Origin of the sequence: Micromonospora sp. WMMD812 (assembly GCF_027497215.1) — a bacterium.
Taxonomy (GTDB): domain Bacteria; phylum Actinomycetota; class Actinomycetes; order Mycobacteriales; family Micromonosporaceae; genus Micromonospora.
The window spans coordinates 5,219,810-5,233,450 of sequence record NZ_CP114904.1; the positions used below are offsets into that span (position 1 = coordinate 5,219,810).

A 13,641-nucleotide genomic window follows, 5' to 3' on the forward strand; every position below is an offset into this window, starting at 1 on the left:
GGCCCGGTCCGCCGCCGACCGTCCGGGATGAGTGGCGGGTCAGAGAGCGGGCGGGTCAGGGAACGGCGGGGTCAGGGAGCGTCGGCGTCGGCGGGGTGGGGGGCCACCAGACCCTGGCGGACGCGGACCGCGCAGAGTTCGGCCAGCTTCGCGTACGCGGGGGCGCCGATCAGCGCGGTCAGCTCGGGACCGTACGAGATGTACATCGGCTCGGCGCCGACGTGCGCGTCCGTCGAGGAGGTGCACCACCAGTCCAGGTCGTGCCCACCGGCGCCCCAGCCCCGACGGTCGAACTCCGACAACGAGGAGACCAGCACCTTCGAGTTGTCCGGCCGCTTGACCCATTCCTGGTCCCGGCGGATCGGCAGTTGCCAGCACACGTCCGGCTTGTACTCCAACGGGTGCACCCCGTCGCGCAGCGCCTGGCCGTGTAGCGCGCAGCCCCCGCCACCAGGGAAATCGGCATCGTTGAGGAAGACGCAGGGGCCCTCCGCGTCGCGGGTGGCCGTGCGCCGGGCCGGGTTCTTGCCGTCGACCGTGTCGTTGTCGGTCCAGTTCTTGAACCCGCGCCGGAAGTGCTGCCAGGTCTCCGGGGTGAGCCGCTTGACCGCGCCGCGCACCCGCTTCTCGTCGTCGGAGTCGGTGAAGAAGGCGCCGTGCGAGCAGCAGCCGTCGGCGCCCCGGCCGGCGATGATGCCGTGGCAGCCCTGGCCGAAGATGCAGGTCCAGCGGGAGAGCAGCCAGGTCAGGTCGGCCCGGATCAGGTGGCTTTCGTCCGCCGGGTCGGCGAACTCGATCCACTCCCGAGGGAAGTCCAGCGGCACCTCGCGGCTGCGGGGGTCGCCGGGATCGTCCACCAGTACGCGGAGCTCCATCGTCACCCGGCCCAGCGTACGCGCGACCGACCGCGCGGGCCGCCGAGCCGACGAAACGTGTTGCCCCTAGGGTCGAGGCATGCGATTGGGTGTCCTCGACGTCGGCTCCAACACGGTGCACCTGCTGGTGGTGGACGCGCATCACGGCGCCCACCCGTGGCCGGCGCACTCGGAGAAGGTGGTGCTGCGGCTGGCTGAGCAGATCGGCCCGGACGGCGCGCTCACCCCGACCGGCGCCGACGGGCTGGTCAAGGCGGTGAGCATGGCGAAGGCGGCGGCGGCCGGCCTGGGCACCGACGACCTGATCGCGTTCGCCACCTCGGCGGTGCGCGAGGCCACCAACGCGGCCGAGGTGCTGACCCGGGTCCGGGAGGAGACCGGCGTACGCCTCGAGGTGCTCTCCGGCGCGGACGAGGCCCGGATGACGTTCCTCGCCGTGCGGCGCTGGTTCGGCTGGTCGGCCGGGCGGCTCCTGGTGCTGGACATCGGGGGTGGCTCGCTGGAGATCGCCGCCGGGATCGACGAGGACCCGGGTGTCGCGATCTCGCTGCCGCTCGGTGCCGGGCGGTTGACCCGGGAGCGACTGCGGGTGACGCCGGGCGACCTCGCGCCGCCGTCTGCCCTGGCCGTCGAGGAGCTGCGGGAGTACGTCGACGGTGTGCTCGACCCGGTCGTCAAGGAGATGACCGAGGTGGGCTGGGAACGGGCCGTCGCCACCTCGAAGACGTTCCGCACCCTGGCCCGGCTGGCGGGGGCCGCGCCCTCCACGGCCGGGCTCTGGGCCCGGCGCCGCCTCACCCGCACCGGACTGCGTCAGGTGCTCGGCTTCATCCGGCACATTCCGCCCGCCCAGCTGCCGGAGTTGGAGGGCGTCAGCGCGGGCCGGGCCCACCAGCTGCTGGCCGGCGCGATCGTGGCCGAGGCGGTGATGCGCCAGCTGGACGTGGACTCGCTGCACATCTGCCCGTGGGCCCTGCGTGAAGGGGTCATCCTGCGCCGACTCGACCAGCTCGGGCCAGGCTGAGCCGCGCGCCGGTTCCGGCCGCTTTGCGACTGCTCGTCACGATGTCCGGGCGAGACCGGGCTACCCTGACAGGTGTGACTTCCCGCGTCCCGGTGCTCCTGTCCAGCTCGTCGGTCTTCCCCGAGCGGACCGCGGCGGCGTTCCAGCTGGCCGCGGCGCTCGGCTACGACGGCGTCGAAGTGATGGTCTGGACCGACGCGGTCAGCCAGGACGCGGGAGCGCTGAGCGGCCTCTCCCAGCACTACGGGGTGCCGGTGCTCTCCGTGCACGCCCCGTGTCTGCTGGTCACCCAGCGGGTGTGGAGCCCGGACCCGTGGGAGCGGCTGCGCCGGTCGGCCGAGCTGGCCGAGACGCTCGAGGCGCCCACGGTGGTCGTGCACCCGCCGTTCAGCTGGCAGCGCGACTACGCGCGCAACTTCGCCGAGGGCCTCGACACGATCGCCGGCCGGTTCCCCGGGCTGCGCTTCGCCGTGGAGAACATGTACCCGGTGCGGATGGCCGGCCGGCAGTTCGTCCCGTACGTGCCCGGCTGGGACCCGACCGAGACCGGCTATCCGGCCTACACGCTCGACCTGTCGCACTGTGCCGCGTCGCACACCGACTCGCTGGAGATGGCCGACAAGATGGGCGCCGCACTGGCGCACGTGCACCTGGGCGACGGCACCGGTGAGGGGCGCGACGAGCACCTGGTCCCGGGCCGCGGCACGCAGCCCTGCGCCGAGCTGCTGCGGTCACTGGCCGGGCGGGGCTTCACCGGCTCGGTCGCGGTGGAGGTGTCGACCCGGGGCGCGAAGAGCCGCGCGGTGCGCGAGGACGACCTGCGCGCCGCGCTGGACTTCGCCCGCCAGCACCTGAGCACCCCGTCCCCGGTCGACGCCTGACCGGCCCGGGCCGTCCGGCCCGGGCCGCCCGCGTCAGCTGACCGGGGTGAGCGACTCGGCGGTGGCCGTCGCCTGGGCGGCGACCGCGACCTGCTCGCCGACCGCCGCCCGCTTGCGCGCCCGGTGGGCGGCGACGTGCGAGCGGGTGGCGCAGCGCTCCGAGCAGAACCGCCGGCAGCAGTTGGACGAGGTGTCCAGGTAGACGTTGCGGCAGCGCTCGTCGGCGCAGACCCCGAACCGGGCGCTGCCGTACTCGCAGAGCCAGACCGACAGGCCCCAGATCGCGCCGGCCAGGTATTCGGCGCTCACCGAGGCGCCCCGGCTGGTCACGTGCATGTGCCAGTCACTGGAGTCGTGACCCGAGATGCGCGGCTGCACCGGGTACGCCTCGAGCAGGGTGTTGAGCTCGGCCACCGCCTGGGCGTCCCGCCCGGAGGTGCCGTACTCGAAGACATCGCGCAGGCGCTTCTGCGCCCGCCGGAAGATCCCGAGGTCCCGTTCCGCGACCTCGTCGCGCATCCACGCGCTGGTGTCGGGGAAGAGGGACCGCAGGTCGTCGAGGTCGTCCAGGCGGGCGTTGACGAGGTCAACACCGGTCCGGGCGTACGCGTCGAAGTTCACCCCACAACGGTAGACGACTCAGGCGGGGCGCGGCGCGTCGATGTAGTGCGGCAGGAACCGCGCGTAACCGTCGGTGATGAGACTGGCGCTCTCCCGTACCCCGGCGCCGGCGGATTCGCCGGCCACGATCCAGCTGCCCAGCACCGTCCGGTTGCCCGCGAACTCGGGCAGGGGGCGGAACTCCTGGTAGCACCAGCCCTCGTCGCCGTAGATGCCCGGGTTGGTGATCTCCTCGGCGGGAGTGACGATCCGCACCGACCCGCCCTCCCGGCCGAGCAGCGGCTTGGCCACGTATTCGGACATCCCGCGCGGCGAGTCGAGGTACGCCGGGAGCAGGTACTCGTGGCCGGGGTAGAGCTCCCACAGCACGGCGAGCAGCGCCTTGTTGGACAGCAGCAGCTTCCAGGCCGGCTCGATCCAGGTGGTCGGGGTGCCCGGCTCCAACGCCAGCCGCCCGTACGGCTCGGCCAGCATCCACTCCCAGGGGTAGAGCTTGAAGCAGGTGGTGACCGGGGCGTCGGTGGCGTCGACGAACCGTCGCCCGTCCCAGCCGATCTCCTGAATCGGCAGCAGCTCGACGGTCAGTCCGGCCTGGCGGGCGGTCTCGGCCAGGTAGCCGGCCGTCATGTGGTCCTCGCCCGTCTCCTCCTCGTTTGACCAGACCACGTGCACCCGGGGGTCGTGCAGCCCCGCGCCGACCGCGGCCCAGGCCCCGACCAGCCGCTCGTGCAGGCTGTTCCACTGGTCCAGCTCGGGCCGGGTCTGCTCCAGCCAGTACCACTGCACGATCGCCGCCTCGACCAGCGCGGTGGGCGTGTCGGCGTTGTACTCCAGCAGCTTCGGCGGCCAGCTGCCGTCGTACCAGAGGTCGAAGCGGCCGTAAAGGGTCGGCGGCGCCTCCCGCAGCGACCGGGCCACCGCCTCGGCCGCCCAGGCGGGAATGCCGAACTCGGCGTACCGCCCGCGCGCCACGACGTGCTCCGCGGCGGTCACCGACATCCGGTGCAGCTCCTCGGTGGCCTCCTCCAGCCGCAGCACCTCGTCCAGGTCGAACGCGTACGTGGCGGTCTCGTCCCAGTACGACATGACCCCGCCGTCGGGCAGCTCGGTGTCCACGTACACCAGGCCCTGCGACCGGATCGTCGCGTCCCAGTCGGGACGGGGAGTGGCGGTCTCGCGGCGCACCTCAGCCGCCGCAGGAGGCGAGATGGGTGCCGAACCCGCCCCGCTCGGGCACGACCGTGGCCACCGGCTCGGGGATGCTCCGGGCGGAGGACGGCTCGGGGACGCGCATCGCCAGCGCCACCGTGTCGCCACCGCCGCCCGGGCCGAGCGCGCAGTCGTCGTCGTCATCGTCGTCGGAGGTCAGGTTGCAGCCGGAGAGCGCGAGCGCCAGGACGGTGAGCGCCCCGAGCTGGACGGAGGCCGACCGCAGCCGGCGGCGGGGGTGTCGTTCCACGGCATCGTTGTAGCCGATTCGTGCCACGTCCGTGTGCCCCGACCCCGGCTTCCGGGAAGGCCGCCGCCCCTCGGCGCGGGCCGGTGCACGGGCGTTACGCTCGGCTCATGCTCCGTTCCGTCATCCTCGCCGCCTCCCGGTCATCCCAGGTCCAGCGGCTCGTCGCGACGGCCCCGTTCACCCGGGACGTCGTCCGCCGGTTCGTGGCCGGCGCCAAGACCGACGACGCGTTGCGCGCGACCCGCGCACTCGTCGACGACGGTCTCGCGGTCACCCTCGACCACCTCGGCGAGGACACCGTCACCCCCGAGCAGGCCAACGCCACGCGGGACGAGTACCTGAGGCTGCTGCGGCTGCTCGCCGGCGCGGGGCTCACCCCGGCCGCCGAGGTCAGCGTGAAGCTCTCCGCCCTCGGGCAGATGTTCGACGAGCAGCTGGCGTACGACAACGCGCGCGCGATCTGCGCGGCGGCCGACGCGGCGGGCACCACGGTCACCCTGGACATGGAGGACCACACCACCACCGACTCGACCCTCGACATCCTCACCAAGCTGCGCAAGGACTACCCGTCGACCGGCGCGGTGCTCCAGGCGTACCTGCGGCGGACCGAGTCGGACTGCCGGGAGCTGGCCACGGCCGGGTCCCGGGTGCGGCTCTGCAAGGGGGCCTACAAGGAGCCCGAGTCGGTGGCCTACCAGTCCGCCCGCGAGGTGGACAAGTCCTACGTCCGGTGCCTGAACATCCTGATGTCCGGCGAGGGCCACCCGATGCTGGCGACCCACGACCCGCGCCTGATCGCGATCGGCGAGGACCGGGCCCGCTGGTTCGACCGGGGCCCGGACCGGTTCGAGTTCCAGATGCTCTACGGCATCCGCCCGGAGGAGCAGGCCCGGCTGGTCGCCGAGGGGTACACCGTGCGCACCTACGTCCCGTACGGCGACCAGTGGTACGGCTACCTGATGCGCCGGCTCGCCGAGCGCCCGGCCAACCTGGCCTTCTTCGGCCGCGCCCTGATCTCCAAGAAGTAGTCGCGCGCCGACGCCCGGACGGGCCGGTGGGACGAGGTCCCGCCGGCCCGTCCGTCGTCTGCCCCCTTGACGACCTTGGCTAATAGGATTAGCCTTATGGCTATGACAGTTAGCTACGTTGCTCGGGACGGCGGACGGATCGCGTACGAGGTGCACGGGGCTGGCCCGCTGGTGGTCCTCGCGCACGGCATGGGGGAGAACCGCGGCTCCTACCGGCACCTGATGCCGCTGCTGGTCGAGGCCGGTTACCGGGTGGCCGCGGTGGACGTCCGGGGGCACGGCGATTCGAGCGTCGGCTGGCCGACGTACGCCCCGGCGGAGGTCGGCGCCGACCTGCTGGCGGTGGTCCGCGACCTGGGCGGGGAGCGGGCCGTGCTCGTCGGCAACTCGTCGGCCGCGGCGGCGGTGGTCTTCGCGGCGGCCGACGCGCCCGACCTGGTCGCCGGCATCGTGCAGACCGGCGCGTTCGTCAGCCAGCCGAAGCTCAACCCGGTCATGCGGCTCGTCGTGGCCGCGGTGACGCGCAGCCCACGGCTGTTCGGGATGTTCCACAAGACCCTGTTTCCGGTCACCCGGCCGGCCGACGACGCGGCGTTCCGCCGGGCGATGGTGGCCAAGCTGCGGGAGCCCGGTCGGATGGCGGCCCTGCGCGGTGTCGCCGAGCCGGTCGAGCCGCACTGGACGACCCGGGCCCGGGAGGTCCGGCAGCCGGTCCTGGTGCTGATGGGCGCGCGTGACCCGGATTTCAAGGACCCCGGTGCCGAGGCGCGCGCCGCGCGGCGGCTCTTCGGCACCGCCGAGGCCCGCATGATCGACGACTCGGGTCACTACCCGCACGCCGACCAGCCCGAGCGCACCGCCGAGCAGTTGACGGCGTTCCTGGCGGTGTGCGGCGATGCCTAGGGCGGGCCTCAACCAGCAGGCCGTGGTGCGCGAGGCGGCCCGGCTGGCCGACGAGGTCGGCTACCCGCAGCTCACCCTCGCGGCGCTGGCCGGCCGGCTCGGCGTCGCGCTGCCCAGCCTCTACAAGCACGTCCGGGGCGCGGACGCGCTCGACCAGAAGCTCTCCGCGCTGGCCACCGCCGAGCTGGCCACCGAGCTGACCACCGCCGCCACCGGGCGGGCCGGCGTGGACGCGCTGCGTGCCATCGCCACCGCCTACCGGGCGTACGCGCACCGGCACCCCGGCCGCTATCCGGCCACACAGCGGGTGCCGGACCCGGCCGATCCGGAGCACGTGGCCGCGGGGGAGCGGGCGGTCGGCGCGATCTACGCGGTGCTGCGTGGCTACGGGCTCAGCGGCGACGACGCGGTCGACGCCACCCGGGCACTGCGCAGCGCGTTGCACGGGTTCGTCGCGCTGGAGGCGTCGGGCGGCTTCGGCCTTCCCCGCGACATAGACCGCTCGTACGACCAGCTGGTCGAGGCGTTGGACACCGCCATCGCGGCCTGGCCCGGGCGAGGTCAGCGATGATCCGCGGGTTCGGGTTGCTCCTGGTCTTCCTGCTCGAACTCGCCGTCCTGGTGATCGGCGCGCGGTGGGGCTGGGCGATGGACGCCGGAGTGCCGATCCGGCTGCTCGCCGCCGTCGCCGTGCCGCTGCTGCTCGCCGCGCTCTGGGGTGTCCTCGGCTCGCCGAAGGCCCGGGTGCCCCTGCCCGCCCCCGCCAAGCACGCGTTCCAGGCCGCCTGGTTCGTGCTGGGTGGCGGAATGCTCGCCCTGCTCGGCCGGCCGCTGCTCGGGGTCGCGCTGGTCGCGGTCTGGGCGGTCACCGTCACCCTGTTGCGCCTCGGCGGCCGCCCGGCGTGACCGGGCGCGGCCGATCGGCGGTGCCGCCCGCGCCGAGGCGGGCGGAGGGCCGTACCCTTCGCCGGTGACCGACGGTCTGGACGAGCCGCGACCGCGCCGGCTCTGGCCGGTGTGGACGGCGCTCGCGGTGGTCGTGCTGCTGCTGACCTGCGGGCTGCCGGCGGTGCTGGTGCTCGGGGTGCTCCGGGAGCGCGGCGACCGGGCGGCGCTGGCGCCGGTCGACGCGGCGGCCGACGACCCGGCGACCCGCGCCGGACGGGACCTCGCCGACCGGATGGCGGCCGAGCTGGACCGGCAGTCCGACGCCCTGCTGGCCGGGGACCGGGCCGGCTTCCTGGCGATCGCCGAGCCGGCCGCGCACGCCGACCTGCGCCGCCGGTTCGCCGCGCTGCGCGCGCTGAAGGTGACCACCTGGCGGGCCGAGGTGACCGAGCTGCCCACCGCGGCCCCGGGCCGGGCCGGCGAGTGGCGGCTGCTGGTCCGGTACCAGTACTGCTTCGTGGTGCCCGGATGCCGGCCCAGCCCGCTGCTGATCGGCACCCGCTGGCGGGCGACGGCCGACCGCCCTCGCCTGCTCGCCGTCGAGGAGTCCACGTCCGCCGAGACCGGCACCCGGCCGTGGGAGGTCAGCGACCTGGTGGTCGCCACCGGCGCCCGGACCGTCGTGGCCACCACCCCGGCGCTGCGCGGCCGGCTCCCCGGGCTGCTGGCCGACGCCGAGGCGGCGGCGACGGTTGCCGACCGGTACGCGCCGGCCGGCGAGATCCCCGACCGGTACCGGGTCTTCTACGCCGGACGGGCGGAGTGGGCGCGCTGGTACGGCGGCGGGCGGCCGAAGTGGACCGGCGGCTACGCGGTCACCGTCGGCGGCGGCCACCACGAGGTGGTGCTCAACGCCGACGGGCTGACCCCCGCTGGACAGGACGACCTCCTCCGGCACGAGCTGACCCACGCCGCGTCGCTGCCCGACCGGGGCGCTCCGGGCAAGGCCACCTGGTGGCTCGTGGAGGGGTTGGCCGAGTACGCCGGGGCCGACGGCCAGCCGGTCGACCGGTACGGCGGCCTGGCCGAGGTGCGGCGGCTGGTCCAGGGCGGCTGGACCGGCCGGTTGGACGGGATCGTTCCCGCCGACGACGCCCCGGCCGACCAGGTCGCGGGCAGCTACGGGCTCGGGTACCTGGCCGTCCGGCACCTCGTCGACCGGTTCGGCGAGGAGCGGGTGCTCGCCTTCTTCGCGGCCGTCGTGCGCGACCGCATCCCGATCGGCCGGGCCGCCGAGCAGGTCCTCGGTGAGCCCTGGCCCGCCCTGCACGACGAGTGCGTCGACTACGTCCGCGCCCTGACCTCCTGAGGCACCCTGACCGTCGGACCCGCCGGCCGCGGCGGCCACCCTGCTGGCCGCCGCGAGCACCCTGCTGGCCGCCACGGGCACCCCGTGGTGCGCCCGCCGCCGTATCGTCCCGCGTCGACACCGGTCGTAGCATGGGCCCCGTGCGCCGCACCGACCCGCCGCGGCTGCGCGCAGCCACGCGGCCCCGCCTGCTCACCGCCCTGCTCGCCGTGGTCGTCCTCACCGGCACGACGGCGGCCTCGTGCGGCGACGAGGAGTCCCCGTTCGCGCTGGCCGCGGCCGGCCGGTCCGCCGTCACCGAGGTGATCGACGCGCCCGCCACGGTGACCGCCCGGGCGGCGGCCACCCTCACCGCCCCCGCCGACGGCACCCTCGCCAGCCTGCGCGTCCAGCCCGGCCAGCGGGTCCGCGCGGGTCAGGTGCTGGCCGTGGTCAGCTCCCCGCCCGCCCAGGACCGGCTCCGGCAGGCCCGGGAGGCGTTGGCCGCCGCGAAGCGGGCCGGGCGCGGCGTCGGCGTCGGCGAGCTGGGCGGCAGCCGGCGCGGCACCGACCGGGCCGCCACCGAGGCGTTCGACGCGGCCCGGACAGCCGCCGAGAAGGTCGGCGACCCGCGACTGCGGGAGGCCCTGCTGCGCCAGGTCGAGGCCGCGCAGCGGCAGTACGCCGACGCCGCGCGCGCCGCGGACCAGGCGGTCCGGGCGGTGCGGCAGGGCATCAGCGGCCTCAACTCCGCGGTCTCCGCGCTCTCCGCCGCACAGCGGCTCCAGGCCCAGCAGGCGTACGACCTGGCGAAGGCGACGGTCGACGCGCTCACCCTGCGCGCCCCGATCGGCGGGGTGGTGCAGCCCGGCGGAACGGGCGGCGGGGGCGTGTCCGCCGACGCCCTGGCCGGCCTGCTCGGTGCCGGCGGCGCTCCGGTCGGGCTGGACCCCGGCGCGCTCGCGCCCGCGCCGACCGGGCCACCAGCCGGAGTGGACGGCGCCATTCCGGTGGGCGGGCGGGTCACCGCCGGCACAGCGGTGCTGACCGTGGTGGACACCGGCGAGCTGGGTCTGCTCGCCGAGGTGGACGAGACCGACGTGCTACTGGTCCGGCCCGGGCTCACCGCCGGCGTCGAGCTGGACGCGGTGACCGGCGCGACGTACGACGCCACGGTGCGGTCGGTGGACGTCCTGCCGACCACCTCGGCGCGCGGCGGAGTGTCGTACCGGGTGCGGCTGGCCCTCGGTGCGGGTCGGCTCGGCGAGGGCGAGCCGGCCCCGACGCCCCGCCCCGGCATGAACGCGGTGATCCACCTCCGGGTACGCGAGGCCGCGGACGCGGTGACCGTACCGGCCTCGGCGGTCTTCTCGGCCGATGGTCGGGACGCGGTCTGGGTGGTGCGCGACGGCCGCGCGGACCGGGCGGCGGTGACCGTGGGCGTGCAGGGGCCGGATCTGGTGCAGATCCTCAGCGGGGTGCAGGCCGGGGACCGGATCGTGGTGCGCGGCGCCGACCAGGTCCGCGAGGGCCAGGAAGTCCGGTGAGCCCGGGTGGCGGGCCGGTGGACCGCGCCGGCCGGGGCGATGGCGCGGCGACCGGTGACGGCGCGGCGCCGGCGATCGAGGCGGTCGACGTGTCCCGGACGTACCAGCTGGGCGGCGTCTCGGTCCCCGCGCTGCGCGGGGTGTCGCTCACCGTCGCGCCCGGCGACTACGTGGCGTTGGTCGGGCCGTCGGGCTCCGGCAAGTCCACCTTGATGCACCTGCTCGGCGGACTGGACCGGCCGTCCGGCGGCCGGCTGGTGATCGGCGGCCGGGACGTCGGGGCCCTCTCCGCCCCGGAGTTGGCGACCCTGCGCAACCGGACCATCGGCTTCGTCTTCCAGGCGTTCCACCTGCTGCCCCGGACCTCCGCGGTGGACAACGTGGCGCTGCCGCTGGTGTACCGGGGCGTCGGTGCGCGGCAGCGGCGGCAGCGGGCGGCGGCGATGCTCGGCCGGGTCGGGCTCGGGCACCGGCTGGGCCATCGGCCCAACCAGCTCTCCGGCGGTGAGCAGCAGCGGGTCGCCATCGCCCGGGCCCTGGTCACCGACCCGGCCGTGCTGCTCGCCGACGAGCCGACCGGCAACCTGGACAGCGTGACCGGCGCGGCGGTGCTGGAGCTGTTGGAGGAGCTGAACGTCGAGTCCGGCGTGGCGCTGGTGATGGTCACCCACGACCAGGAGGTGGCGGCCCGGGCGCACCGGCGGATCACCCTGCGCGACGGCGTGGTGGTCGCCGACGGTGGACGCTCCGCGCCTCATGATCCACCGCTGTCCGGGCCCTCCGACGTACCTGAGACACTGGTCCCCGCTCCCAGCGCGGAGCCCCGGTTCGCGTCCGGACGCGAACCGGGGTGCCCGCCCGGTGGCTCCGGTGGCGCCGCCGGAGCCACCGGGCGCCTTCCGCGCCCGGACGAGCGGGGTGCCGGCGACGCCGAGCCGACTTTCGGGCCGGCGGGCCGGGACGCGGTTGCCACCGAGCCGACTTTCGGGGCGGCGGGCCGGGACGCGGGTGCCACCGACCCGGACGGGTCCGGTCGGTGAGGCTCGCCGAGGCCTGGCGGGTGGCGCTGGACGCGCTCCGCGCGAACCGGCTCCGCAGCGCGCTCACCATGCTCGGGGTGATCATCGGGGTGGCCTCGGTGGTGGTGCTGGTGGCCATCGGGACCGGCACCAAGCAGAAGGTCGAACAGCAGGTCGAAGGGCTCGGGTCGAACCTGCTGCTGGTGGTCCCGGGCCGGCTGGACGTCGGCTCCGCCCCGGCGGTCTCCCCCCTCACCCTCGCCGACGTGGACGCGGTCTCCCGGGTGGTCGGCGACCCCGACCGGGTTGCCGTCACGGTCGCGTCCGGCGCCACCGTACGGGCCGGGAACCGCGAGGACTTCAGCACCGTGCAGGGTGTGCTGGAGACGACCCCGCGGGTGTTCACCCGGGAGCTGGCCCGAGGCCGCTACCTGACCGGGTCCGACGTGGACACCGGCCGCCGGGTGGCGGTGCTCGGCGCGGCGGTGGCCGACGCCCTCTTCCCCGACCGGGACCCCCTGGGCCAGCAGATCGCGGTGGCCGGGGTGCGGTTCCGGGTGGTCGGCGTCTTCGCGCCGCTGGGCCAGAGCCTCGGCGTGGACCGCGACGACGAGGTGCACATTCCGGTGACGGCCGCGCAGCGGCTCTACGGCACCCAGCGGGTGGACGGGATCGCGGTGAAGGCCCCGGACCGGGAGCGGATCGACGAGCTGGGCGACCGGATCGTGGCGGAGTTGGCCGACCGTCATCCGGGCACCGAGTTCAGCGCGGTCACCCAGGAGCAGATCCTCGGCGTGCTCGGCGACATCCTCGGCGTGCTGACCGGCGTACTGGCGGCGATCGCGGGCATCTCGCTGCTGGTCGGCGGGGTCGGCGTCTCCAACATCATGCTGGTCAGCGTCCGGGAACGGACCCGGGAGATCGGCCTGCGCAAGGCGGTCGGGGCCCGGCCCCGGGACATCGGCGTGCAGTTCCTGCTGGAGGCGGTGCTGCTCACCTCGATCGGCGGGCTCACCGGCATGGCCCTGGGCGTGGGCACCGCCCTGCTGGTGGACGCGGTCTCGCCGATCCCGGCGGCGATCACCTGGTGGTCGCTGGCGCTCGCCTTCGGGGTGTCGGCGGCGGTGGGGATCGTCTTCGGGGTGGTCCCGGCGCAGCGGGCCGGGCGACTCGACCCGGTGGTCGCGCTGCGGGCCGAGTGAACCGGCCGGGTGGCCGGATGAGCAAGTTGCGCCGGGGCGGTTGCGCTCCGTGGTGGTCGGATCGGCCGTGCGTTGGTCCTGGCAACCGGACGAACGGATCGGCAGGGGGGATACCGGCAGCTCAGAACGGGTGAACCGGGCGTCGAATCATGATCAGTTGTACGAAGGGATCGCGCCGGTAACAGCGGCCCCGCTACCGTACTGGTAACACGCGCGTCGCCGGCCCGGGTGGGAGCAGCCGTCGGATTGGCACGCGCCGGGCATGGGATGGGTCGGTGAGCCATGGCCGGGTCACAGTCCGACGGACGGCTGTCGGAGGTCAAGTTCCTGACCGTCGCCGAGGTGGCGACGGTCATGCGGGTGTCGAAGATGACGGTCTACCGTCTGGTGCACAGCGGTGAGCTCACCGCCGTGCGGGTCGGCCGGTCCTTCCGGGTACCCGAACACGCGGTGCACGAGTATCTCCGGGGCGCCTTTCAGGAGACCGCCTGAGCCGCCGGACAGCCGGTCGCGCCCACCGTGAGCGGGCCGGCGAGCGTGTGCCGCCGACGGCATCGACGGGGTCGCGTTGGTCCTGCTGAAGCTCTCCCGCTACCCTGGACCCCGACCGTGACCGCACCCCGGTGCGCCCTGCCGCCCGAGCTGGTCCGGTCCGTTGTCCGCAAGCGGTCGCCGATGCCACCCGCGTGGCGTCATCCGGTCCGCCCCGCACGTTGCATCGAAAGGCTGTCGTATGGGCTCGGTGGTCAAGAAGCGCCGCAAGCGCATGGCTAAGAAGAAGCACCGCAAGCTGCTGCGCAAGACCCGCGTCCAGCGTCGCCGTCTCGGCAAGTGACCCACGCCGGG

At 74.7% G+C, this 13,641-nt stretch carries 15 protein-coding genes and 1 pseudogene; 12 read left to right on the plus strand and 4 right to left on the minus strand.

The genetic code is table 11. From position 1 onward, the window contains the following. Window positions 1-71 precede the first annotated feature (71 nt). Window positions 72-875 (minus strand): hypothetical protein, encoded by an 804-nt coding sequence (locus O7603_RS24170; RefSeq protein ID WP_281576787.1) that lies wholly within the window; start codon window positions 873-875, stop codon window positions 72-74. Window positions 876-954: 79 nt separating this feature from the next. On the opposite strand from O7603_RS24170, the gene O7603_RS24175 reads away from it, so the two are divergent. Together O7603_RS24175 and O7603_RS24180 are read left to right on the plus strand one after the other, a co-directional pair. Continuing rightward, window positions 955-1,899, plus strand: a complete 945-nt coding sequence (locus tag O7603_RS24175; protein ID WP_281572071.1) for a Ppx/GppA phosphatase family protein — start codon at window positions 955-957, stop codon at window positions 1,897-1,899. A gap of 74 nt (window positions 1,900-1,973) precedes the next feature. After that, window positions 1,974-2,780, plus strand: coding sequence for a sugar phosphate isomerase/epimerase (locus O7603_RS24180; protein WP_281572072.1), 807 nt, complete (start codon window positions 1,974-1,976; stop codon window positions 2,778-2,780). A gap of 33 nt (window positions 2,781-2,813) precedes the next feature. On the opposite strand, the gene O7603_RS24185 is transcribed toward O7603_RS24180, so the two are convergent. From O7603_RS24185 to O7603_RS24195, 3 genes are read right to left on the minus strand one after another with little or no spacing between them, the layout of a single operon-like run. Then, window positions 2,814-3,401: a CGNR zinc finger domain-containing protein gene (locus tag O7603_RS24185; RefSeq protein ID WP_281572073.1), complete on the minus strand. Its 588-nt coding sequence runs from the start codon at window positions 3,399-3,401 to the stop codon at window positions 2,814-2,816. 18 nt (window positions 3,402-3,419) lie between these two features. Beyond that, window positions 3,420-4,586, minus strand: a complete 1,167-nt coding sequence (locus tag O7603_RS24190; protein ID WP_281572074.1) for a glutathionylspermidine synthase family protein — start codon at window positions 4,584-4,586, stop codon at window positions 3,420-3,422. Between the two features lies 1 nt (window position 4,587). After that, window positions 4,588-4,860, minus strand: coding sequence for a hypothetical protein (locus O7603_RS24195; RefSeq protein ID WP_281572075.1), 273 nt, complete (start codon window positions 4,858-4,860; stop codon window positions 4,588-4,590). 107 nt (window positions 4,861-4,967) lie between these two features. Here O7603_RS24195 and O7603_RS24200 point away from each other — a divergent pair, with 107 nt between their 5' ends. The 10 genes and pseudogenes from O7603_RS24200 to O7603_RS24245 all read left to right on the plus strand — a co-directional run bounded on the left by O7603_RS24200 (window position 4,968) and on the right by O7603_RS24245 (window position 13,630). Next, window positions 4,968-5,888, plus strand: a complete 921-nt coding sequence (locus O7603_RS24200; protein ID WP_281572076.1) for a proline dehydrogenase family protein — start codon at window positions 4,968-4,970, stop codon at window positions 5,886-5,888. Window positions 5,889-5,990: 102 nt separating this feature from the next. Next, complete coding sequence (locus tag O7603_RS24205; RefSeq protein ID WP_281572077.1) at window positions 5,991-6,791, plus strand: alpha/beta hydrolase; 801 nt, start codon at window positions 5,991-5,993, stop codon at window positions 6,789-6,791. Next, a complete protein-coding gene (locus tag O7603_RS24210; protein ID WP_281572078.1) occupies window positions 6,784-7,362 on the plus strand; it encodes a TetR/AcrR family transcriptional regulator in 579 nt (192 codons plus the stop codon). Before O7603_RS24205 ends, O7603_RS24210 begins: the two co-directional genes overlap by 8 nt. After that, entirely contained in the window at window positions 7,359-7,697 is a 339-nt protein-coding gene (locus O7603_RS24215) for a YrdB family protein (protein ID WP_281572079.1), read from the plus strand. The genes O7603_RS24210 and O7603_RS24215 overlap by 4 nt, the downstream gene beginning before the upstream one ends. A gap of 64 nt (window positions 7,698-7,761) precedes the next feature. After that, window positions 7,762-9,048, plus strand: coding sequence for a hypothetical protein (locus O7603_RS24220; RefSeq protein WP_281572080.1), 1,287 nt, complete (start codon window positions 7,762-7,764; stop codon window positions 9,046-9,048). Between the two features lie 131 nt (window positions 9,049-9,179). Next, window positions 9,180-10,574: an HlyD family efflux transporter periplasmic adaptor subunit gene (locus tag O7603_RS24225; protein ID WP_281572081.1), complete on the plus strand. Its 1,395-nt coding sequence runs from the start codon at window positions 9,180-9,182 to the stop codon at window positions 10,572-10,574. 17 nt (window positions 10,575-10,591) lie between these two features. Beyond that, window positions 10,592-11,470: pseudogene (locus tag O7603_RS24230) on the plus strand (ABC transporter ATP-binding protein); the annotation flags it as partial. Between the two features lie 140 nt (window positions 11,471-11,610). Next, a complete protein-coding gene (locus O7603_RS24235; protein WP_281572082.1) occupies window positions 11,611-12,795 on the plus strand; it encodes an ABC transporter permease in 1,185 nt (394 codons plus the stop codon). Between the two features lie 282 nt (window positions 12,796-13,077). Then, window positions 13,078-13,287, plus strand: coding sequence for a helix-turn-helix domain-containing protein (locus tag O7603_RS24240; RefSeq protein ID WP_007465625.1), 210 nt, complete (start codon window positions 13,078-13,080; stop codon window positions 13,285-13,287). A 241-nt stretch (window positions 13,288-13,528) separates the two neighbouring features. Next, entirely contained in the window at window positions 13,529-13,630 is a 102-nt protein-coding gene (locus O7603_RS24245) for an AURKAIP1/COX24 domain-containing protein (RefSeq protein ID WP_007465623.1), read from the plus strand. The last annotated feature ends 11 nt before the right edge of the window (window positions 13,631-13,641 follow it).

Excerpts from the sequence above, each read along its gene's own strand:
- O7603_RS24175 (WP_281572071.1), top strand. The coding sequence starts at position 955 with ATGCGATTGGGTGTCCTCGACGTCGGCTCCAACACGGTGCACCTGCTG.
- O7603_RS24215 (WP_281572079.1), top strand. The coding sequence starts at position 7,359 with ATGATCCGCGGGTTCGGGTTGCTCCTGGTCTTCCTGCTCGAACTCGCC.
- O7603_RS24205 (WP_281572077.1), top strand. The coding sequence starts at position 5,991 with ATGACAGTTAGCTACGTTGCTCGGGACGGCGGACGGATCGCGTACGAG.
- O7603_RS24200 (WP_281572076.1), top strand. The coding sequence starts at position 4,968 with ATGCTCCGTTCCGTCATCCTCGCCGCCTCCCGGTCATCCCAGGTCCAG.
- O7603_RS24210 (WP_281572078.1), top strand. The coding sequence starts at position 6,784 with ATGCCTAGGGCGGGCCTCAACCAGCAGGCCGTGGTGCGCGAGGCGGCC.
- O7603_RS24245 (WP_007465623.1), top strand. The coding sequence starts at position 13,529 with ATGGGCTCGGTGGTCAAGAAGCGCCGCAAGCGCATGGCTAAGAAGAAG.
- O7603_RS24170 (WP_281576787.1), bottom strand. The coding sequence starts at position 875 with ATGGAGCTCCGCGTACTGGTGGACGATCCCGGCGACCCCCGCAGCCGC.
- O7603_RS24225 (WP_281572081.1), top strand. The coding sequence starts at position 9,180 with ATGGGCCCCGTGCGCCGCACCGACCCGCCGCGGCTGCGCGCAGCCACG.
- O7603_RS24240 (WP_007465625.1), top strand. The coding sequence starts at position 13,078 with ATGGCCGGGTCACAGTCCGACGGACGGCTGTCGGAGGTCAAGTTCCTG.